We start from the raw sequence: 22,696 nt of genomic DNA on the forward strand, positions 1-22,696 counted from the left end.
CAAAGTAACAATGATGCTAAAAAACAGATTTTATGGCGTAAGAAGTCATAGAAAATGCAATAAAGTTATTATGATAAATTTATAAAGCGCTCACGCTATAAGGCTTATTATGGTGATATAGTAGATGAGATAAGCTGGCTGTTTATCGACGGTGCATTCTTATTGACGACGCCTTCGCAAAAGATTGCAAGGCAAAAGGTTGCAAGGCAAAAGATAGCGAAGCTGGCAACAATATTGATGGTGTCGATAGTCGCTAATAATCAGTATCGTTTTACAACTATGTGCGAAGCATAGTTGGCACATATTATAATTGTTTAAAAATTAGCCAAAAAATGAGCAGTAGCCTCGTTTTTTAATTTCTTCTCTCCAAAAAAGTTTAACATATCATGACGTATTTAGCGCCGCGGCAAGGGTTGTTTGCCATTATTCTTCTGGTTAGTTTTTGTTTGCAGACGCTGTTATTGGTCATTAGTACTGACCAACAGCTGAGCAATAGTCGTGCGTTAAAAGGCGAGCAGATGGTCGCCCAGCTGATTGATGAAGCAAGGTTGTCCTTAGAAAATAAAGACCGTGTGAGTTTAAGCGTTATTGCCAATCGCTATACCAGCGAGCAAGACGTCACACGGATACTGATCAAAGACAACAACGACGATATCTTGGTGCCAGTAGGCAATGCGCCGATGCAGCAAGGTGACACCATTCGTCAAATCGCCACCAATGGCGATGCAGTCATCGGTAGCGTTGCACTGACCCTAAAGGACGTCAGCAAAGGCGAGATCATCGCCATGCAATGGCCGTTTGTGATTGGTACTATGCTGCTACATTTACTGCTGTGGTTGATTTATGGTTACCTCGCTCGTCCGACCAAAGAGCAAATCAATGCATTAAGTCGAGATATCCAAGAGCTGTATCGTGACCAATATAGACCAGTCGATCAACGCGGCTATGACCGTGAACTTGAGCGCCAGTCAACGGGTCAATCAGCGTCTCATTTAGCAGACAGTCAAGTAGCGACTGATAATACGGCTAATGCCACAGATGACGAAGTGACTAATGCCCGCAAATTCAATGTACATAATGAAGTGAACGAGTACCTTAGAACTCAGCAAAATCAAGAGACAGGTAGCGATACTGACAATCTAGCGAGTGCGAGTGGAGGTAGCGAAAGTGAAGTAACAGATACAGACGGTGTCACTTCTCAAGCTGTCAGTCATACGTCTAAGCTATCTGCCACACGGTCTGTTGATAGCGTCAAAGTTCAAATCGTATTCCATGATGAGTTCAATATGCTTGAACGCCTTGCACCTGCGCAGCGTCTTCCGTATCTAGCACTCTGCACCCAGCTGCTCAATCAGGCCGTGACTGAGTTGCTAAGACAGCCATTGCTACTGGGCGTGAGTGCGATGAATGAAGCGCACTTTGAAGATAACGGCGCAAGTGTGGTACTAAAGGCTGATAATAGCCATGCAAAAGTGGCACTCGCCGGCGTGATGCTTGCCAAGCTATATTTAATGCTCAACAAAATTATTCACGATAAGCATATTGAGCTGTCGCGTTTTGCCTTACCAGCAAAAGCGGGCGTGAGTGATGACGCGCAATCAGAGCCAATGACCCATTTGCTCCAGAGTATCGGCAAAAAAGAGCAGCTATTAATACTACTGCCAAATGCCGGTCTCAAGCAAATCAGCAATCATGTACAAGTACATAACATCATGCGCCCAACCACTGTCTATGAGCGCGAGTGTGCGATATTTGATGGGGCTAACGACTCATTGATTCAGCGTTTGGCTGATGTGCGCAACGCGGTTCTGATGATTGAAGATGAGGATGAGCTACACATTTAATGCCGACTGTATTTGGTCATTTATATTACAATTGTCTGTTATATAGCCTACTGGACTATCTTAATCGTAAGGTTGAAATGTACCATATTGCGAAAAAGGATTGACAACATTCAATAGAGACTTTATAAGGCATATATATATTGATGTATTCTTAATACCCTTGCCTAAAAATGATAGGAGTTTGTCATGAGTGACGCTGATATTGACGACGATTTTGATGATGATTTTGTCGACGATGATGATGCAAAGATGGTTGAAGAAGCTGAGACGAGCGTACGTACACGTTTAAGTAGTCTTGAAAAACGTCGGCTAATCGATAATTTGCTAGAAGAAAAGCGTTTGGCTAAAGAGTTAAAAGACGACCTAGACGACATAGACAACTTCGATGAAGACGGTGACGATTGGGATGATGACGATTTTTAATTTATCGGCATCGGTCGTTTCAGTGGACTAAAGTGCTCTAGTAGCTACTTTAATGACGGTAACTACTTTGACAGCAGTGATTACTTTAGCAACTAAAACCATTTAGCCAATCAAACTGGTTGCCTGCTATTTGCTACCTTTCTAATTTTATAGGGTTGCTCGCAACCGATTCATCTCGATCATACTTACCTGATAGAGGTTGCTTGAGTTTGATTAATTAAGCAGCCTTTAGTCTCTACTTAAGTACTCGTCCTCTTTTATTTAACCGATCGCCCACTGCGATTGATGACATCTATCTGCTAAGGAAAACCAAATTATGAGTAACCAACTAAGTTTTGATGAATTACTAGACTATTTGGACAATCAAGAAAGCCAGTTCGTGCTAGATAGTGTCGCAGCGCATGGTTTTTTGACAGCGACGGTCATCGGTCGTCCATTGCCTAACTGGATGGATGCCCTGTTCGAAGGTCACGTAAGTGAGATTCCAGAAAATGTCATCGATGGCATCAAACGCTGGCGCGATTCGATCATGGCTGAGCTAAAAAACGAGACGCCGATCGAATTACCATTTGGTGAAGATGCTGGTAACGAAGAAGTGGCGGTTGATTTCTCTGACGAGTCAGACATCGTTGCTTGGTCAATTGGTTTTGTTGATGCCATGTATGGTGATGAAGCAAGCGATTGGTTTGAAGATCAAGAAACAGCAGAAGACGTCGCAGTATTGACCTTGCCAATGATCGTACTAAGCGGTATCGATGATGAAGATCCAGAGCTGTCTGAGATGCGTAAAGACGAAGACAAAATGGTACAGATGGCCAATAGCATCGAAGGCAATTTAACTGAGCTGTTTTTGTTGTTTCATACCAACGATTAATAAAGCTAAGAAGCAGCGTTGCTACTAGCAGTGCTGTTTTTGTCTTATCTATGCTGTATCGCAGCGCTTTGGTTTACCATGTATTTTATAAGTCACCGATAAGGTCATCCTATGACTGTGCAACTCTCTAACCTTGAACACTTACCTAACTATCAAATTACTGAACGCCTAGACGTGGTGTACGGTAGTACCGTGCGCTCAAAGCACGTAGGCAAGGATCTGTTTGCTGGGTTAAAAAACATCGTTGGCGGCGAGCTGACGGCTTATACCGAGCTATTAGAAGAGTCACGCCAAGAAGCAATCGATCGCATGATTGTCAAAGCAGAGGCGCTAGGGGCTGATGCAGTGGTCGGTCTACGTTTTTCTACTTCTAGTATTGCCCAAGGTGCCTCAGAGCTATTTGTCTATGGTACGGCGGTCAAGGTTGCGCCGATATCACAGCAGCAGTATCAAAACCCGCCAAGCGATGGTTACAACCATTCTAGCCAAAATGTGAGTACTCAGACCCAAGTCGCACCTGATAATTTACCGCGTTTTAATCCTTTTGGTTAATCCTATAATGCTAAAGGCACCGATGCTTTTTATGATGAGAAACGTGCTATGAATGATTCACTCACGCAAGTGCTCATCAACTATGGGCCGTTTGTCTTCTTATTCGCGGCTGGCTGGTTCTTCGGGTCACGCCATGAGCGTCAGCATTTGGCACAGCTAACAGTAGCAGAGCAAGCATTGGGCGATATTACTGTCTCAAGCGAACGTCTATACCGTCCCAAGTTGGCGGCGGGTAGTGAAGGCGAGTTGGTGCTTGGTAGTGTCGTCATCGCTCAAGATTATTTCAAAATGATTATCGCTCGCGTACTAAGTGTCTTTGGCAAAAATTTAACCACCTATGAGACTCTGCTAGATCGTGCGCGCCGCGAAGCAATCGTTCGTATGCGGACTGAGGCAAAAGCCAAAGGCTACACGCATATCTATGGGTTACGTCTTGAGGTAACCAACGTCAACCAATTAGGCAGTATGGTCGAAGCCATTGCCTACGGTACGGCAGTGATTAGTATTGACCATATTAAACCCACATCTGCTGTAAATCATAAAACCTCCGCTTAAATCATTTCTACTTTTTTATCAAGTGTAAAAACCTATAATTGACTGACGAGTAGTCAGAAAAATCAAAACCATACACTTTTACAACGATATACTGAATTTTGCCGTTCCGTTATTATTTCGGTTCGTATAAACCAGTTTTATCAAAAATTGTCGGTTTAAAAAACACGACTATATGGAAAAGTGTCATATAAAGAGCTGACAACGTCGGTGGCTTTTACCCAAGATATCAGCAGGATTGGCTGATTGAGCATGACGAGGTTGTCATAAACCTGCCCGTGTAAGGGCTCTATCTACAAGGATGTAGTTATGGAAGGTGTTGAGTTAGTCACGTTTATAAATGCAAAAGTCATTCCCATTAGTATCTTTTTGATTATGATGGGAATGGGATTGTCCTTAGTTACCAATGACTTTAAGAGAGTCGTCAAATACCCTAAAGCAGTCGCCATAGGCTTGACCAATCAGCTAATATTTTTACCATTGGTAGGTTTTGCTTTGGCAACCTCTATGTCTCTCGAGCCAGAGTATGCCGTTGGGGTTATGTTGCTGGTACTGTGTCCTGGTGGCACGACATCGAATCTATTTACCTATTTGGCCAAAGGTGACGTCGCACTTTCGGTCACCATGACCGCTATTGCCAGTGTCATTACCGTATTTACCATTCCTATCGTCCTCAGCTTTTCGCTCGTATACTTTATGGGTGCGGGTAGTGAGTTTCAGTTGCCAGTGGTCAAGACTATGGTCAGCCTAATTGCTCTGACTATCTTACCCGTCAGTATTGGTATGTTGATCAAACGCTATGCCCCTAACGCGGCAGACAAGGGACAGGTGATGGTGTCTCGTTTTGGCGTGATATTTTTGAGCTTCTTGGTACTTTTCTTAAGCTATGTGCAACGAGACATTATCGTTGAAGCGTTAATTGCTACTGGCCCTGTGGCATTGATATTGAACGTATCGACGATGGCGCTTGGTTATTACACCAGTAAATGGTTCGGTCTAAATCCTGCACAAAGACGCTCGATTACTATGGAAGTCGGCCTACAAAACAGTACGCTTTCAATGTTTATGGCACTGACGCTATTGGCTAACTATAAGATGTCGATGACGCCAGCCATTTATACGCTAATCATGTTCTTGACCGCTGGTATCATGGTCAGAGTATTTACTGCCCAGCATAATAAAGCCAAAAGAACCGAGATAGAAAACAGTGTATTGGCAGCACGTAGAATGTAAGAGGTTTAAAATAACCGTAGTAACGCACTGTTGCGCCCGTTGAGACAGTACTTGGCGAAAATCAACAGTGTATGGTTTAGTAAAAAAGCCCATAATCCGCTTTGTATAATGAAGCAGGTTATGGGCTTTTGTGTTTAGTGCTCGTTTTAACTCAAATCAGTTTAGCTCAAACCAGTTTATCTCAAGTCTAAAATCTTCGTCTGTCCATTTTCGCTCTTGCCTCGGCGGCTTGCTCTTTTACTTTTTCAATTTCAAATAAGAATGTGCGGTTTTTAAGCACCGCGACGAATACCACACCGCCGACCGTATTGCCCACCAGTACCACAACTAAAAATACCAAGTAGCGCCAGAGACTGACGGTATTGCCATATAGCAGTGCTGAAAATACCTCGATATTACCCACGATACTATGATGCAAGCCTAAAAATCCAATGCTACCAGTGATAAGCGTCACCAGTACGATACGGCTAAGTGTGTCACGTGCGGAGGTCACCAGCCATGCGACCACGCCCATCATCCAGCCTGCCAGCACGGCGCTGCCAAAGATAACCCACCATTCAAAGCCCAAAATATGCTCGGCATAAACATCGATAGCATGGTCTGTAAACAGGTGCATATGCAGTCCTAGACCAATCATTAACGCCGCAAAGATACAGCCGCCAACGATATTACCAGCGATGACGATGCCCCACAGCCGCAGGAGCTTGTGCAGCGGTTCAATTTTATTTAAGACAGGCAGGCTCAAGAGGGAAGTCTGCTCTGTAAATAATAACGACTGACCAATCACTACGATAATAAAGCCGATTGGATACAGCAGTGACGACAGCACCATGGCATAGCGACTTGGTATCACGTCATTGAGCAAGGCAAACGCTGATAAAATCATAAAAAAGCTGATACCAATCTCTAGCCCAGCCGTAAAGGCGCTGGTAAATAGCGAGCCAAGTGAACGCTCAAAGGTTTCTTTTGCGTGGATAACTTGCTCGACTAAAATGCTGGCGTAGCTTTTTGCTTGGCTTAAATTGTCGTCACTGGCGACCTTTTTGATGGTTTCTTTGTCTTCGTCGCTGATTTCTTCTGGTAGGTCATCGTTTTCTAAGTCTTCAGTGGCTTTAATAGGTTCGTCTGCGTCCTTGTCTACTTCAATGTCTTTAGAAGAATCGCTGTTTTCTTCTGGCGTATCGTCACCTTTAGGCACAGGAGAGGTAGTGTTTGCGTTCACATGCTCATCGTCTGATAGATTAGCCTGAGAATCATGGTCATGCTCGGTATCTTGGGACACGGTTGGCTCGCTGGTTATAGGCTAATGATTTTGTTGCATAAGTAATCTCTATTATATTTCCCATTCTTCTGATTGCTGTTGTTAATTGATTAACAATTTGAGTAATAAATCGCCTTCAGGCTTTATAAATTGTCTTACCATCTAACAAAATCTGCCTATCTGCGTTAAAATCACACTATCAACTATTTTTCCTGTTTTTATAGCGTTTTGCGCTATCTCATTTTGACCACATTCATTATCAACAATAAGATCACCCTATTATGAGCAATCCTAATACCGATACCAGCATTGATAGCAATGCGAAGACCAATCTGACCCAGTCGATCCAAGCGGCCTTAAGCCAGTTAGAGCATGCGTATAATCCTGCGGAAGTTGAAGCAGGCATGTATCAAGGCTGGGAAGAGAGCGGCTATTTTCAGCCGACTTTTGATAAAGACGAGTCGTTTTCTATTGCGCTACCACCGCCAAATGTCACCGGCTCGCTGCACATGGGTCATGGTTTTAACAATGCAATCATGGATGCGCTCACGCGTTATCACCGCATGGATGGTGACAATACGCTGTGGCAGCCAGGTACGGATCATGCGGGTATCGCAACCCAGATGGTCGTTGAGCGTCGCTTAGAAGCGCAAGGACTCAAACGCCGTGATATGACCCGTGCAGACTTCATCGATAAAGTATGGGAGTGGAAAGAAGAGTCAGGCGGCAATATCACTAGCCAAATTCGTCGTTTGGGCAGCTCGGTTGATTGGTCGCGTGAGCGCTTTACCATGGATGATGGTCTGTCTAACGCGGTAAAGGAAGTATTCGTTCGTCTGTTTGATGATGGTTTGATCTATCGTGGTAAGCGTTTGGTGAACTGGGATCCAAAATTCCAAACCGCGCTATCTGATTTAGAAGTAGAAAACCATGATGAAAAAGGTAGCTTGTGGCATTTCCGCTATCATTTCACGGATAAAGACCTAACGACTCAAGATGGTAAAAACTATTTGGTCGTCGCCACCACACGCCCTGAGACTTTGCTTGGTGATACCGCTGTCGCAGTCAATCCTAGCGATGAGCGTTATGCGCATTTGGTCGGCAAAACCATTACTTTACCAATTACTGGTCGTGTCGTGCCTATCGTCGCTGATGATTATGTCGAAAAAGACTTTGGTACGGGCTGCGTAAAAATTACCCCAGCACATGATTTTAATGACTATGAGTTAGGTCGTCGTCATAGCCTGCCATTGATTAACATCCTCGATGAGCGCGCCAATATTTTACCAGCGATGGAAGTCTATCCTGACTTGCAGACGCGTGAGCCAACGTTAGAGACCACGCCAAGCGAGTATGCAGGACTTGAGCGTTTTGCCGCTCGTAAGTTCCTTGTTGAGCAAGCAGGCGAGCAGGGCTGGCTAGAAGATATCGAAGACTATGCGCTAAAAGCCCCGCGTGCTGAGCGTGGCGGTACAATCGTTGAACCGTGGTTGACCGATCAGTGGTATGTCGCGGTCAAAGAGCTTGCTAAGCCTGCGATTGACGCCGTAGAAGACGGCAGCATTGAGTTCGTCCCTGCCCAGTACAAAAACATGTATATGGCGTGGATGACCGATCTACAAGACTGGTGCATCAGCCGTCAGCTGTGGTGGGGACATCGTATCCCTGCATGGTATGACGATGCGACGGGTGAGATTTATGTTGCCCGTGATGAGGCGGAAGTGCGTAGCAAATACAACCTAAGCGACGATGTAAAACTGCGCCAAGATGATGACGTGCTCGATACGTGGTTCAGCTCTGGTCTATGGACGTTCAGTACGCTTGACTGGGCAGACGTCAACGCTGATCCACGCGTGATGGACACCTTCCATCCAACCAGCGTACTCGTGACGGGTTTTGACATTATCTTCTTTTGGGTTGCACGCATGATCATGATGACCATGCACTTCGTGAAAAACGAAGACGGCACGCCGCAAGTACCGTTCAAGACCGTCTACGTGCATGGTCTGGTACGTGATGGCAATGGTCAAAAAATGTCAAAATCAAAAGGTAACGTCTTAGATCCGATTGACCTTATCGACGGTATTGAGCTAGAAGCGTTGGTAGAAAAACGCACCAGCAACATGATGAATCCAAAAGACGCGGCCAAAATCGAAAAGCAAACGCGTAAAGAGTTCCCAGAAGGTATCCCAGCTTATGGTACGGATGCATTGCGCTTTACCTTTACTTCATTAGCCAGTACCGGTCGCGATATCAACTTTGATCTAAAACGTGTCGAGGGCTATCGTAATTTCTGTAATAAAATCTGGAACGCCAGCCGTTTCGTACTCATGAACTGTGTCGATGGTGACAGCAATGCCAAGCCTATTGCCCAAGCGGCAAACCCTGACGTGTGGGAATTACCAGAAAAATGGATCATGAGTCGTCTGAACTCTACCGTTGCCGATATCCATCAGCATTTCGCTCAGTATCGTCTCGATATGGTCAGTCAAGATATCTATGAGTTCATCTGGAATGAGTACTGTGATTGGTACGTTGAGCTTGCCAAAGCCAGCCTAAATGATGACTCGGTGTCTGACGAGCGCAAAGCGCAAATCCGCTATGTGCTACTGCACGTGCTAGAGACGGCGCTACGTTTCACCCATCCAATCATGCCGTATCTGACTGAGCAAATCTGGCAGACCATCGCGCCGCTACTGGGTCGCAAAAACACCGACAGCATCGTGGTCGCTGACTATCCACAGACCGATGATAGCCAAATCAGTGAGCAGACTGAAGCGGATATGGCATGGCTACAAGAGCTCATCGCGAGCGTCCGTAACATCCGTGGTGAGATGAAACTGGGTAACGCGGTACGTCTGCCAGTGCTACTACAAAATATCTCTGCTGATGAAGATGCGCGTCTATCACGTATCAAAAACCAGTTCAAAGCGCTTGCCAAAGTCGAGAGCTTAGAGATCGTCAAAGAAGGCGATGAAGTGCCACTGTCATCATCAAGTATGGTCGGTCAGCTACGGGTACTCGTACCGATGAAAGGGCTAATCGATCCAACGGCTGAGCTAGCACGTCTGGGTAAGTCATATGATAAGTTGAAAGGTCAATCCGAAGGTATCGCGCGTAAGCTAAGTAATGAAGGCTTTGTGAGTAAAGCACCTGCGGAAGTGGTCGATGCTGAAAAGGCTAAACTGGCTGAGTTAGAAGGGCAGTTGACCGCGATGACGGCGCAGATGGAGCAACTGAAGGCATTGTAAATAAAATGTAGATATCAATATTAGCAAAGAACGCTATCACAATTGTGATGGCGTTTTTTTATTGCTCATCACTTAACATTTTTTACTCTCCGTATTACCCAATATTTGTATGCTAGAATAAAGTTAATATTATTAGGCTAGTTTTCAGGAGAGTTCTTTATGGCATTTTTGACTTTACAAGAAGTGCGAAACAAAGCTCGTAGTAAGACATCTACTGGACTTGAATCAAGAGAAGCTCTAAACAGACAGTTTCAGTTCGATAGTATTAGTCCAGATAAAACTTACGATATTTTCTTATCACATGCATTCCTAGATGCTGAAGCAATCTATGGTTTAAAAATCACTTTAGAGGAAGCAGGATTTAGTGTATACGTAGATTGGTACGAGGATTCACATCTTGATCGAGGAGAGGTAACTAAAGAGACAGCGGTAGTTATCAGAAAACGTATGCAGAGCTGTAAAACACTAATATTCGCCATTACCGAAAATTCTGAAGATTCCAAGTGGATGTTGTGGGAACTTGGATATTTTGATGGTCTCAAGAGTAAGGTCGCAGTGTTGGGACTTACCGAAAATAGTGAGGATAGCTTTCATGGCCAAGAGTTCTTAGAGTTATATCCATTTGTGCAACGCTATGGATTCAGCCTCTACCTTGACGATCCTTTTGAATCTCTTAAAGACTGGGTCAAACGATAAAGGAGAATAGTTAGTGAAGAATTATTGTTATCAGTTGATAATACTAGGGAAAGACTTCGATATTCAAGAAGCTATTATCAGCAGTCTTGAGGATAAAGTTAAAGAGATCGGTATAGAGATTAGTCATTTTAAAATAATTAATAATAAAAATTTCGAAGAGTATACTGATGCAAGCCCTTCTTTTTGTATTTACTTAGGACGAAACGAAGCTGGAAGTCAGTTTGCTGATGTAGAGTTACTAAAGGAGATAGTCGTTGACGCCTCCTTAGTATTGCCTATCGTACAAGGTTCTTTAAAAGATTTTAATCAATGTGTACCTAACATTATATCCACATACAATGGATTAGCAGTTTCAGAAAAAGATAAAGATATAAAAGTTGAAAAAATTGCAAATAATATTCTAGAAGCTTTTTCTCTTCTAAGAAAAAATCGTCGTGTTTTTATTAGTTATAAACGTGATGAATCTACCAGTATAGCGATTCAATTATACGAAGCTTTAGAAAAAAATGGCTTTGATGTATTTCTTGATACTCATAGTATTAGACCGTCTGAACCTTTCCAAGACGAACTATGGCATCGTATGGCGGATAGTGACGTAGTTGTTCTATTGAATACTTCGAATTTTTTAGGAAGTATGTGGACAACTCAAGAGCTAGCTATGGCAAATAAGTTACTGCTAGGAATGATTGTTATTTCTTGGCCTGACCACTCTATTAAGGATCATAGAGATGCCGAAATATCATTTCCAATTCAGTTGAAAGCCAATGACTTTAATAATAAAGGTAAGCAATTAGATGATAATGTAGTTGATATAATTATCGGAAATGTGGAGAGTATAAGAGCTAGAACGTTAGCTGCTAGAAGAGATAATTTGATATCAAATTTTATGAAGATGGCTAAGTCTAAAGGTTATAAGCCACAACTTGATAGCTATAAAATCATTTCTATGACTAAAAATAACGAAGAAATAGTTTTAGTACCAGCGGTTGGTATCCCTAATTCTCTAAATTATGAAAGCTCATCTATTTTTGTCGAAGAAATTAGTAAGGAAAAATACAAACATGTTTATATACTTTTTGATGAAACCTGTATTCGCGACTATTGGCTAAAGCATTTGAAATGGTTAGATAGTAGCCTTTCAGTAGAAACATTAAGTATTTTGAAGGTGCAAAAATGGCTAACAAATTAAAAAATATTTTTCTTTCAGCTAGTATACCTCTGAAAGAACGTAACCCTATGTATTATGACACAGCTGATGTAATTGCAATTCGAGATTGTGTTAGTAGTATAGCTAAAGTTGTGTTGCCTGAATGTCGTCTTGTTTGGGGTGGGCACCCTTCTATTACACCTCTAATTAGCTCTATATTAGGGAGTGTAAATGTCAATATTAAAGAGCATGTACACCTTTACCAGTCAGATTATTTCAGACAAATGTTTCCTATAGAGAATAAGGAGTTCTCTGAGTCCCTCATTGTTACAGATAATCTTGGAAGTCGTGATGAAAGCCTTGATTTGATGCGCAAAAAGATGATTATCGACAATGACTTTATTGCTGGTATTTTTGTAGGTGGCATGGAAGGGGTGGAAGATGAATTTGAACTATTTACTCAATCTCACCCTGAAGCTATGGTACTTCCAATAGCAAGCACTGGAGCTGCCGCACTAGAGATTTATGAGGGTGGCGATTTTGATCAATCTTTGAAAGATGACTACGCTTATATAGCTCTATTCTATAGATTATTTAAGGATTATTTGTGATGGCTAAAAAGATTTTTATATCGTACAAGCATGGCGATAGTAATGTTTACCCTTTGAACAACGCATGGAATTCACAGACAGCCAAAGCGCGCGATTACGTTGATATAATTGAATCTCACTTTGAGAGTACTGGCGACCATATATATAAAGGTGAGAGAAACAATGAAAGCCTTGCAGAATTTAAGAGAGATACTATTAGGGGGAGGTTAGCAGATAAGATATATGATAGTACAGTCACTATAGTTTTAATATCTCCAGATATGAAAGAGTGGATAAGTTTAGAAAAAGATCAGTGGATACCTTGGGAAATATCGTACTCATTGAGAGAGAAAAGTCGTAATAATATTCCCAGCAAGCCCAATGCTATTTTGGCGGTCATACTACCTGATAGATATGGAAGCTACGAGTATGCAAGGAGTTTAAATTTTGGATTTGAAATTATCAATAAAAATAGAAATAATTTAAAATACAGTTATCCATCAAAGATGTTTGAAAGCGGTTGTTCCAAATCCTATATATTAATGCCTACATGGGAACAATTCACAAGTAATTATAATGGCTGGATTGAAGCAGCTTTAGAGATAAGGCAAAACATAGATAAATATGAAATATCGAAGTCTGTTTGATCAAGCTGGCCTAATAAAAAACCGCCACAGCAACCACTATGGCGGTTTTTTATTACTTAAAATATTTTAACTTCTAAAACATCTACAACGCCCACAGCGATTGATACTGCTCATCAGTCAACGTTACGATATCGATTTCGGCTAGCATCTCGCGTAGCTCTTGCCACTTACTCGCATCAGGTGTGATAGGCGTGATCAATCTGCCCAGCGTATTATCAATTATGGCATCCATCAGCGCATCCGCCTCAGTTTTACTATAGTTATAATACATATGGTGGGCAGTCTCTGGATCACTTTTACACAGCTCCGTCATCTGATTGGTCACTTGGATAAAGGTATCTATCGCGTCTTTTTTCGCGCTATAGATCTCATCCGTCGTGAGGATTTCTAATGCCGAAAAGTTCGGATAAGGTGACAGATGCTGGTCAATAAACGTAAAGTCTAGCCCTTCATGAGTCGCTTCAACGCCTTCAAAGTTATAAAAGCACAGCCATGCACCATCGAGACTTGGGTCTTCTTGCAAGTTTTTTATATGATAGAAGTCCTTTTGCACAAAGCTCACATTATCACGGCTGATAATAAAGCCGTTTTTCTTGGCATAGCGCGCTAATATCTCAAAGCCAATGCGATTGGTTTTTTCTTCAGCTGCCGGGGTACAAATGCGAATCGGCTGATTGTTTTTTAGCTTATCCATACTGGACTGCTGCATCAATATGCCGCCGTCTGTTTCAAAAAAACAGCCCAGCGCGCGCAAGTTTGGTGCGTAATGCTCAAACAGATGAATCGGCTCATTCACATGCAGATCGATGCTTTGATTTTGCAATTCAGCAAAGCCATCATAATGGTCATCAGGCTCAATGATAGTGATATCTAGCCCTGCCTGCTCATACGCGCCTGTGGTCACACCTGCGATAAAGGGCAGATGATCAGGGTTTAAAAACCATTCGAGGGTCAGAGTAAGTTTGGTGGTCGGCTGCATGGTTGTTCCCTTTTAAGTATAGAAAACAATCAGACTGATACGATTAAGTAAAACAAGAAAGGCCAAATAAGAAAAGTGAAGTCTCGATGCTAACTGTCAGATGCTCGGTATTTGATATGGTCAACACTATCAGTACGTCATCTATAGACTGCTCTTATTTATAGACCTCTGAGGGCGTGTCACGCTTGTTTCCTACGTCAGTGCTAACTGCTTCAGGTTCACGGGTGTGTCTCAGCGATGATGTGGGCTGTGTCTACAGCGTTAAATCAAAGCACCCCGACAAGATTGATTGTTATTGCATTATTTTTGATCAGTACTGCTAATGAATCCGTACTGCGAATGGCTATTATCGATAGTTACTGCATCATCATAGACGACTTACAAGATGGGATGCAAGCGTATCGGGAATGACGATGGCAAGTAATGACTGATGTTCGTTAACCGCTCTTTATAACAGTTCTCATTTGTGACGGCTTTTTATAAGCGCTTTCAATCGACGTGTTAATAGAAGAATGCAGCATTTATTATTAGTACTTACCCAATTACTAACCAAACATACCTATCAATAGCAAAAACCTTATATAAATAGTCTTGAGAGCAGACGGGCGATATTGCATGATTAGCCTTCTATATTAGCCTTCTATGCCGCTGCTTATATAATAGGCGCTACTCTAGACAATTGACATTTGGCATAACTGACAACTTACACGACCGACAACTTATATGACCGACAATAAAAAAGCGTTCTATTACCGACCCAAGACTGATCAATCCAACAGCCCAATGCTGCGTTGGACCTTTGTGACGCTTGGTTGGTTGTTTTTTATCTTGGGTATTATCGGTATATTGCTGCCAGTGATGCCTACAGCGCCTTTTATTCTGCTAGCAGCAGGCTGCTGGGCGCGTAGTTCTCGACGCTTTCATTTTTGGCTGATTAATCATAAATACTTTGGTAAATTCGTCCGTGATTGGGAAGAGAATCATGCCGTTCCGCTTTATGCCAAGTGTTTAGCGACGGTTATGATGGCAGCATCGACAATTATGTTATTTTATCGTTTGCCTGCTGATATGATGTGGATGGCATGGGCGGTAGCCACTGTCTGTAGTGGGGTAGCGATATATTTGTTCCGTTTACCAAATGCCTAAATCCGTTGCAATTTGCGCCAAAATCGGTCAATAAACGGCTCTGGTTACACGAAATATGAGATAAGACTTGCGATACTGGGATGTACCCCTTATAATACGCCCAAGCTTAAGAGCAGTTCTGCACCAAATCATTACCTCGTAGTATTAGTTATAATCCTTCGTTTTAATATTTATCGTTCAGTAGCTATTTGCAAGCGTTACCGGTCACTAGACCATTAATAAATTTAAAAGTAGGATTATACTATGTCAGACGTTCAAAAAGGTACAGTTAAGTGGTTCAACGAAGCTAAAGGCTTTGGTTTTATCGCTCCAGAAACTGGCGCAGACGTTTTTGCTCATTACAGCGAAATCACTGGTTCAGGTTTCAAAACTTTGGCTGAAGGCCAAGAAGTTGAGTTCACTGTAACTCAAGGCCAAAAAGGCCCACAAGCACATAACATCGTTGCTATCTAATTTGTCTTTATAGACAGATAGATGAATAGATGTAGAAAAGCGAACCTTCGGGTTCGTTTTTTTTCGTCTGCGATTCAATATTTAAGATATGAGTACTTAAGCAAGTAGAAGTCTTATTTGAAAGGTTTTAATTAATCATATTAGACCGCGACCAATGCAAAAAGGCCTCCGACTATAGATAGTTGGAGGCCTTTTATATTGTGCAATGACATCAGCAGTTAAGAATGGACATTTAGCTTATTATATAAAGCTAATGCCAATATTGATCAGACCACCGCCCAGTATCAACCAACCAAACATAATAGCGCCTAAGATAAGCGGTCTAACGCCAGCTTGCTTAATTGCACTTAGATGAGTGGTCAGACCTAATGCAAACATGGCCATCGTCAGTAGCACATCATCCAGCATCACCATACTGCGTACGACACTCTCAGACATCGGCACCCATGTATGTATCAACACAATGCCGATGAATATAAACGCGAACCATGGCACTTTGACTTGTTTGACGCGGGTCATAAATGACGTTATCTCGTTTTCACTGCTTTTATCTTCTATAGCGGTGTTATCTACGGTGCGCTCTTTGGTTAGCGCAAACGATAATACAAGCAGGAAAGGCGCGAGCATCATGACGCGTATCATTTTGGTCACGACAGCGGTATCGCCAATCTCAGTATTGATTGCATTACCTGCGACCACGACTTGCGCCACTTCATGAACGGTTGAGCCAGTGTACATGCCGTACTGCTGGGCGCTTAGCCAAGGCTGTAACCAACCAAGATGATATAAAAAAGGATAAAGTAGCATTGCGATAGTGCCAAAAACCACCACAGTTGCAACGGCGATAGTGACTTTATGAGCTTGCGCGTTGACGACTGGCTCTGCAGCAATGACGGCAGCAGCACCGCAAATACTTGCCCCTGAGCCAATCAAGATCACCGTTTCTTTATCGACTTTTAACCATCTAGTACCTAACCAATAGGTCAGCATAAAGGTCGATGTTAGTACCAGTGCGTCAGTCATAATCGCTGGCATACCGACGCTCGCAACTTGCGTCATGGTCAGTTTAAACCCATAAAACATAATCGCTAAGCGCAATATCTGACCCTTTGCAAAGCAAACACCGCCGTTTAAACGTTCAGTGAACTTGGGGTAGATGGTATTGCCTAATATCATGCCTAGCAAAATTGCTAGCGTTAAAGAGGACAAGCCGACGATACGCCCGTTTGACCATACATCTAAACTGCTGTCCAACCATAAGCAGAACAAACTACCAATCAGAACGACTACCAATCCCGCTAAGTGACGGTGATTAGGGGTATAGTTATGAACGGAGTTGCTGACTGATTGGACGAGTGTGTGCATGACGCGGCATCCTATTACTTATATTAAGATAAGCATAAGCTTATGAATAGACAGTATATGCCCGCTACATTTATAATAAAAACAGATTAATAAGATATAAAATATCGATTTTTTAGGTTAGTATCTATTATAGAAATAGATATACCGCACATGAGTAGCGAAGAAAGATACGCATAGTGAATAAGACAGGCTAAAAACTGACATAAAGCAACATAGGGCATTATCAATATTATGAAAAAATCTGTGCAGACAGTGCCAAAGATTACGCTTAAGCAGCTTGCTGTTTTTGTCAGTATTTATCAGACAGGTAGCACCAGTCGAGCCAGTGAGGAGCTGCACTTATCGCAATCAGCAGTCAGTAGCGCGTTGACAGAGTTAGAGTCTAGACTACAGATGCCACTGTTTGAGCGCGTCGGTCGTCGGCTCAATCAACACCCCAATGCCCATCCGATTTATATACAGGCACAGGCTATCTTGGGTCAGTCGCTCACGCTTGAGCATTATCATCAGTATCAAGCAGGACAGATTCATATCGGTGCCAGCACCACTATCGGTAATTACGTGTTGCCATCTTTGCTTGGCAAGCTATATGAGGCGCTACCCGATGCCAATGTCGATATGTATATTGCCAATACGCAAGAGGTAGTTAGCGAGGTTGAGCAACTAAATATCGATATCGCGCTGGTAGAAGGAATGCCGCGTCCGGTAGATATGAAAGTTATTGAGCAGCACAAATGGCGTACCGATACGCTAATGATATTTGCCAAGCGTGATAGCAAGTGGCTAAAGGGTATAGCTACCTATAGCCAAGATAAGGACTGCTATCAGCTGAGTATCAATCAGCTAGCGCAGTTGCCGTTACTGGTGCGCGAGGCAGGGTCAGGCACACGGCAGATTATCGATGAGCAATTGCTTAAGTATCTACCTAATGCAGAAGTGGTGAAGGCGATACATCAATCCGAGGCCATCAAGCACATGGTGAGTGCAGATATTGGTCTTGGTTGTCTATCGCAGCATGTGATTGAGACGGAACTCTCGACAGGGACGTTGGTACAAGTGAACGTGGCGGGAATTGATTTATCAAGGACATGGTGGCTAGTCTGGCATAAAGCCCGTCACCAGAGTCCTATTTGGCAAACCTTTATAGATATTATTCAACAGGGTTAAGCAATGAGTTTGGATTAACCTAAAACCTATTAACCATAAAAAAGCGCAGCGTTAAAAGTTACGCTGCGCTTTTTTTTAGAGATTCTTTAATAATATAAGACAATCAAAGTATATTGTTATGCTGAAACAGGCTTGTCCAGTCGCACCACAAAGCTGTCGCAAGGTACATTGGGCAAGATATTATCCGCAGTTGCCCCACTGATCCATGCAGCTATACCCGTACGCTTATGACGTCCGATGACCAATAGATCGACATCATGTTTATGACAGTAGCTGACGATACCTTCACTGCTAGAGATAGCAGTCGTGACTTCTGACGTTGCTGCATTTAGCTGATTGCGTTCAAGGAATTGCGCTAGCTTTGCACGCGCTTCTTGGCAGCGTTCATCATCAATCTCATCGTATAGGCTAGAGGCAGGCACCAGCTCATAGCCGAAGCCAACCATGGTGTCTTTGACAATATGTAAAACAGATAGCTTAGAGCCTGGACGGTTTTCGACGATGCGCTTGGCCTTTTGGGCGACTATATCTGCATCAGAGAGTAAGTCGGTGACCAGTAAAATATGTTCGTAACTCATAGCGTCTTCCTCATGTCAGATAGTATTTACTATAGCACTACTCTAGGGCGCTGTTAAGTAAAGCTTGTCGTCTTTAGCAGCGGATGAGAGCAATGCCAATTATTCCAAGACAGGCTGATCAAGCTTCACCACTAAACTGTCGCAAGGCACATTTGGTAAGATACTGTCGGCAGTGGCTCCTACCAGCCAAGCGGCAATACCATGGCGCTCATGGCGTCCAATGATAAGTAAGTCGACGTCTTTTTCACGGCAATAGTTAATGATACCTTTGCTATTAGAGATAGCAGCGGTGACCTCAGAGTTGATTGCTTCTAGCCCGTTACGTGCCAAAAATTGCGCTAATTTCGCCCTTGCTTCTTGCCACTTCTCACTATCGACATCACCTGATAGGCTAGAGGCAGGCACGAGCTCGTAACCGAAGCGAACCATGTCATCTTTGACTATATGCAAGACAGACAGTCTGGCTTCAGGAGAGCCTGCGAGAATACGCTTGGCTTTTAGCGCCACTTTGTCCGCATCGGATAGCAAATCAGTGACCAGTAAAACGTGTTGGTAGCTCATAAAGTACTCCACTCCTGTTAATAGTTAACTTTATAGTAGCAGTGCAGGCTGTTTTTGTTAAGCAATAAATCCATAATAAAATTGTGGGTATTTATAAATTTGTAGCTTTAAGGCTCTGATAGCTAAAGTTGATAGCTGCGTAGATTATGTGGTGGATTATTGCATGGCTGTTGCCTTGACTTATCCATGTCGGAGCCCCACTAATAGCGCTAAGCCAACTCTTTTTTAGCCAATTTATTACTCTATTTTCCCTGACAGTCAGGGCACTATACGCATAATAAGCGATAAGGATAACTATGACGGACACGCCATTTACTGCTGATTTAACCTTGCATCCAGCATTTGAGCTGATTGAGCATCGCCATATTGAGGCGCTATCGATGGATGTGCTGATCAGTCAGCATGTAAAAACAGGAGCGATGCATTATCATTTGGCACACCCAAGTGATGAAAATGCGTTTTTGGTCGGTTTTCGCACCCAGCCAATGGACTCAAAAGGCGAGGCGCATGTTTTAGAACACGTGGCATTATGTGGTTCGAATAAGTTCCCAGTACGTGACCCATTCTTCTCAATGATTAAACGCTCGTTAAATACGTTTATGAATGCGATGACCGCCGCTGATTGGACGGCCTATCCGTATGCGACGCAAAACAAAAATGATTATTTTAACTTGCTTGCTGTCTATCTAGACGCGTCGTTTTTCCCCAATATCCATCCGCTCGATTTTGCCCAAGAAGGCATCCGTGTGGAATTGGATGAAAATGATAAGCCGCAGTTTAAGGGTATCGTTTTTAATGAGATGAAAGGCGCGATGAGTGGCGAGATTGATCAGCTATATCATACGGTTGCTCATCATCTGTTCCCAACGACGACCTATCATTATAATTCAGGCGGCGATCCTGCTGATATCCCTGACTTGACACACACTGAGCTGACAGAGTTTCACCAGAGCCATTATCATCCGTCAAACAGTGTCATTATGAGCTTCGGTAATATCCCTGTTGCTGAGACGCAAGCGAAAATACACGAAGATGCTTTGATTCAATTTGAAGCAGGCAAAAAGCATGTATCGCGTCCAGAGCAACGTTTGTCTGCGCCAATCAGCGCGGTTGATACTTATACTGCTGACGAAGCCGGCCCAGATCAGACGCATCACGTGGTTGCTTGGTTACTACCATCGATTACCGATCCTAAGCAGCGTTTGGCATTGCGTCTATTAGAGGGCGTGCTGATTGAGCATGCAGGTTCGCCATTGCGTGCCTATCTTGACAGTCATCCGCTGGGTAAAGCGCCAAGTCCGCTATTGGGACTCGATGACAGTCATTATGAGATGGTCTTTTATACGGGACTGCGCGGTTCTAACCCTGAACATGCCGAAGCAGTAGAGCAGGGCATCATTGACTTGCTGACCGAAGTGGCCAATTCACCAGTTGATGATGAGACAATCGAAACCATTCTGCATCAGATTGAGATTGATCAGCGTCACATTGGCGGCGATAGCATTCCTTATGGTCTAAACCTTATGCTAGAGGGCTTTAGTACCGCTATTCATGATGGCAATCCTATCGATGTTTGGGAAGTAGACGAGCACCTACAGTGGCTACGCGAGCAAGTCGTCGATCCACAGTGGCTACCGAACTTGATTAAAACGCATTTATTGGATAATCAGCATCGCGTACGCGTAACGATGACCCCTGATAGCGAAAAAACAGCCCGTTTGGCAGCAGCTGAGCAGACTCGTTTGGATACTATCGCGATGGATTTGACTGCTGATGACAAAGCTATTTTAAAGCAACAAGCCTTAGATTTGGCTGCACGTCAAGCTGCGCCAGATGATTTAAGCTTATTACCAAAAGTGGGTCTAGAAGACGTACCAACGGATATCAGCTTTAAAGAAGGCACCCAAAAGCAGGTGCGTTTGAGCGGGCAAGACAGCACGCTATTTGAGTATGAAGCTGGCACTAATGGCATTTATTACTATCAAGTGATTGTCCCACTCACTGAAGCAATTGGTAATGCGAGCGCAGATGAACTACCCGTCAATGATGTGATCAATCATCCATTGTTACCTATTTATTTAAGTCTACTGTCTGAGCTAGGTACTGACTCGCTTAGCGCTCATGAGATGCAAGCCAAGCAGGCAGCGCATTCTTCTGGTGTGACTGCACGTATCAGCCAACGTACCAATGTCGATGATAGCCAAGCGATTAGCAGCTACTTTGTGGTGGCAACGCGTGCGCTAAATCGCAAGCCTGAAGCGATTGATTTACTCAAGGAAGTGATGGAGCACAGTATCTTCTCTGAGCATGACCGTATCAAAGAAATCTTGCAGCAGCGTCAAGCAGGTTGGCAGTCAAATCTAGCAGGATCTGGTCATTCATACGCGATGCAAACGGCCAGTCGTGGTATGAGTCGCCAAGCGCAGTTGGAGTATGTGCGCAGCGGCCTACCAGCATTAAACGCACTTAAAGATTTCTTGGCACATGCTAGTACAGATGATACTCAGTGGGATCAACTGGCTATGAGCTTGATGGATTTACATCAACGTCTGATCAGTTTGCCTAAGCATGCCGTTATTATCTGTGAGGCAGAGCAAACCGAACGCTTGAGTAGTTTAATCGTCGATAGCTGGAAAGATAGCCAAGCGCCAAAGATGGCTGAGAATTTGACCAATATTGAGACTAATATCCCAAGCGAGTTTGCCAATCTGCAATTAGATACTGCATTGAATGGTGCGACTGATACAGTCAAAACATTAGAGAGTGGCGACGATGTTAAAAACGAAGTGCTCGATGTTGCAGATTTAGCATGGCTAGTACCAACCAACGTCTATCACAATGCCAGTGCTTATACTGTACCTGCTGCTGACCATCCTGATACCGCTGCACTAATGGTATTGGCGCCTTACTTACGTAACGGCTATTTGCACAGTGCGATTCGTGAGCGCGGCGGTGCCTATGGCGGCGGCGCAGGTTACGATGCCAATGCGTGTGCCTTTAAGTTCTTTAGCTATCGTGATCCACAATGCGCTGAGACCTTTGCTCACTTTGACGCCAGTATCGAATGGATCTTAAACGAGCCACAAACCGATGAGCAATTGGAAGAAGCTATCTTAGGTATTATCTCAGGTATGGATAAGCCGGGCTCTCCTGCAGGTGAGGCGATCAAAGCCTGCTTCGCAAATCTGCATCATCGCGGTGTCGACTGGCAGCGTAAAATGCGTGCGTCGATATTAGCCGTCACGGTCGCTGATTTGCAGCGCGTTGCCAAGCAATATCTGCAAGGTCAAAAGCATGTACGTGCAGTACTAGCGCCTTACGACAAAGAAGAGGCAGTAAAAGATCTTGGCTTTGAAGTATGTAGAATAAAGAGCTAA

The 22,696-nt window shown here is 43.4% G+C and carries 20 protein-coding genes; 15 read left to right on the top strand and 5 right to left on the bottom strand.

Annotation, left to right across the window (positions count from 1 at the left end; translation table 11 throughout):
• Positions 1-386 precede the first annotated feature (386 nt).
• The 6 genes from FQV37_RS12790 (at position 387) to FQV37_RS12815 (ending at position 5,478) form a co-directional block, all read left to right on the top strand.
• Positions 387-1,844, top strand: a complete 1,458-nt coding sequence (locus FQV37_RS12790; RefSeq protein ID WP_102093167.1) for a hypothetical protein — start codon at positions 387-389, stop codon at positions 1,842-1,844.
• Between the two features lie 186 nt (positions 1,845-2,030).
• Positions 2,031-2,267: a PA3496 family putative envelope integrity protein gene (locus FQV37_RS12795; protein ID WP_057761656.1), complete on the top strand. Its 237-nt coding sequence runs from the start codon at positions 2,031-2,033 to the stop codon at positions 2,265-2,267.
• A gap of 316 nt (positions 2,268-2,583) precedes the next feature.
• Positions 2,584-3,141, top strand: a complete 558-nt coding sequence (locus FQV37_RS12800) for a YecA/YgfB family protein (RefSeq protein WP_057761653.1) — start codon at positions 2,584-2,586, stop codon at positions 3,139-3,141.
• A 111-nt stretch (positions 3,142-3,252) separates the two neighbouring features.
• Positions 3,253-3,693, top strand: a complete 441-nt coding sequence (locus FQV37_RS12805; RefSeq protein ID WP_240991033.1) for a YbjQ family protein — start codon at positions 3,253-3,255, stop codon at positions 3,691-3,693.
• 48 nt (positions 3,694-3,741) lie between these two features.
• Complete coding sequence (locus FQV37_RS12810; protein ID WP_102093165.1) at positions 3,742-4,248, top strand: YbjQ family protein; 507 nt, start codon at positions 3,742-3,744, stop codon at positions 4,246-4,248.
• Between the two features lie 306 nt (positions 4,249-4,554).
• On the top strand, positions 4,555-5,478 hold the full coding sequence (locus FQV37_RS12815) for a bile acid:sodium symporter family protein (RefSeq protein ID WP_160023516.1): 924 nt from the start codon (positions 4,555-4,557) through the stop codon (positions 5,476-5,478).
• 187 nt (positions 5,479-5,665) lie between these two features.
• On the opposite strand, the gene FQV37_RS12820 is transcribed toward FQV37_RS12815, so the two are convergent.
• On the bottom strand, positions 5,666-6,760 hold the full coding sequence (locus FQV37_RS12820; RefSeq protein WP_160023518.1) for a formate/nitrite transporter family protein: 1,095 nt from the start codon (positions 6,758-6,760) through the stop codon (positions 5,666-5,668).
• Between the two features lie 260 nt (positions 6,761-7,020).
• On the opposite strand from FQV37_RS12820, the gene FQV37_RS12825 reads away from it, so the two are divergent.
• The 5 genes from FQV37_RS12825 to FQV37_RS12845 all read left to right on the top strand — a co-directional run bounded on the left by FQV37_RS12825 (position 7,021) and on the right by FQV37_RS12845 (position 13,070).
• Positions 7,021-9,990: a valine--tRNA ligase gene (locus FQV37_RS12825; protein WP_160023529.1), complete on the top strand. Its 2,970-nt coding sequence runs from the start codon at positions 7,021-7,023 to the stop codon at positions 9,988-9,990.
• 159 nt (positions 9,991-10,149) lie between these two features.
• Entirely contained in the window at positions 10,150-10,686 is a 537-nt protein-coding gene (locus FQV37_RS12830; RefSeq protein WP_160023531.1) for a TIR domain-containing protein, read from the top strand.
• Between the two features lie 13 nt (positions 10,687-10,699).
• Positions 10,700-11,875 carry a toll/interleukin-1 receptor domain-containing protein gene (locus tag FQV37_RS12835; RefSeq protein ID WP_160023533.1) on the top strand — a complete coding sequence of 392 codons (1,176 nt, stop codon included), beginning with the start codon at positions 10,700-10,702 and terminating at the stop codon, positions 11,873-11,875.
• Complete coding sequence (locus FQV37_RS12840; RefSeq protein ID WP_160023535.1) at positions 11,860-12,444, top strand: SLOG domain-containing protein; 585 nt, start codon at positions 11,860-11,862, stop codon at positions 12,442-12,444. The genes FQV37_RS12835 and FQV37_RS12840 overlap by 16 nt, the downstream gene beginning before the upstream one ends.
• Positions 12,444-13,070, top strand: a complete 627-nt coding sequence (locus FQV37_RS12845) for a TIR domain-containing protein (protein ID WP_160023537.1) — start codon at positions 12,444-12,446, stop codon at positions 13,068-13,070. The genes FQV37_RS12840 and FQV37_RS12845 overlap by 1 nt, the downstream gene beginning before the upstream one ends.
• Before the next feature lie 82 nt (positions 13,071-13,152).
• Here the strand turns inward: FQV37_RS12845 and FQV37_RS12850 are convergent, their stop codons facing one another.
• On the bottom strand, positions 13,153-14,049 hold the full coding sequence (locus FQV37_RS12850) for an ABC transporter substrate-binding protein (protein WP_160023539.1): 897 nt from the start codon (positions 14,047-14,049) through the stop codon (positions 13,153-13,155).
• Between the two features lie 723 nt (positions 14,050-14,772).
• On the opposite strand from FQV37_RS12850, the gene FQV37_RS12855 reads away from it, so the two are divergent.
• Entirely contained in the window at positions 14,773-15,195 is a 423-nt protein-coding gene (locus FQV37_RS12855; RefSeq protein WP_101206048.1) for a YbaN family protein, read from the top strand.
• 243 nt (positions 15,196-15,438) lie between these two features.
• A complete protein-coding gene (locus FQV37_RS12860; protein WP_045453470.1) occupies positions 15,439-15,648 on the top strand; it encodes a cold-shock protein in 210 nt (69 codons plus the stop codon).
• Between the two features lie 240 nt (positions 15,649-15,888).
• On the opposite strand, the gene FQV37_RS12865 is transcribed toward FQV37_RS12860, so the two are convergent.
• Complete coding sequence (locus FQV37_RS12865) at positions 15,889-17,013, bottom strand: YeiH family protein (RefSeq protein ID WP_160023541.1); 1,125 nt, start codon at positions 17,011-17,013, stop codon at positions 15,889-15,891.
• A 231-nt stretch (positions 17,014-17,244) separates the two neighbouring features.
• Here FQV37_RS12865 and FQV37_RS12870 point away from each other — a divergent pair, with 231 nt between their 5' ends.
• The gene (locus FQV37_RS12870; RefSeq protein ID WP_160023543.1) at positions 17,245-18,180 is read left to right on the top strand and encodes a LysR substrate-binding domain-containing protein; all 936 of its coding nucleotides are present in this window, start codon (positions 17,245-17,247) and stop codon (positions 18,178-18,180) included.
• A 116-nt stretch (positions 18,181-18,296) separates the two neighbouring features.
• Here the strand turns inward: FQV37_RS12870 and FQV37_RS12875 are convergent, their stop codons facing one another.
• Together FQV37_RS12875 and FQV37_RS12880 are read right to left on the bottom strand one after the other, a co-directional pair.
• Positions 18,297-18,758, bottom strand: coding sequence for a universal stress protein (locus FQV37_RS12875; RefSeq protein ID WP_057761630.1), 462 nt, complete (start codon positions 18,756-18,758; stop codon positions 18,297-18,299).
• A 99-nt stretch (positions 18,759-18,857) separates the two neighbouring features.
• Positions 18,858-19,319, bottom strand: a complete 462-nt coding sequence (locus tag FQV37_RS12880) for a universal stress protein (protein ID WP_160023545.1) — start codon at positions 19,317-19,319, stop codon at positions 18,858-18,860.
• Positions 19,320-19,615: 296 nt separating this feature from the next.
• On the opposite strand from FQV37_RS12880, the gene FQV37_RS12885 reads away from it, so the two are divergent.
• Positions 19,616-22,696, top strand: a complete 3,081-nt coding sequence (locus FQV37_RS12885) for an insulinase family protein (RefSeq protein ID WP_160023547.1) — start codon at positions 19,616-19,618, stop codon at positions 22,694-22,696.

The organism is Psychrobacter nivimaris (genome assembly GCF_009812035.1).
GTDB classification, from domain to species: Bacteria; Pseudomonadota; Gammaproteobacteria; order Pseudomonadales; family Moraxellaceae; genus Psychrobacter; species Psychrobacter nivimaris.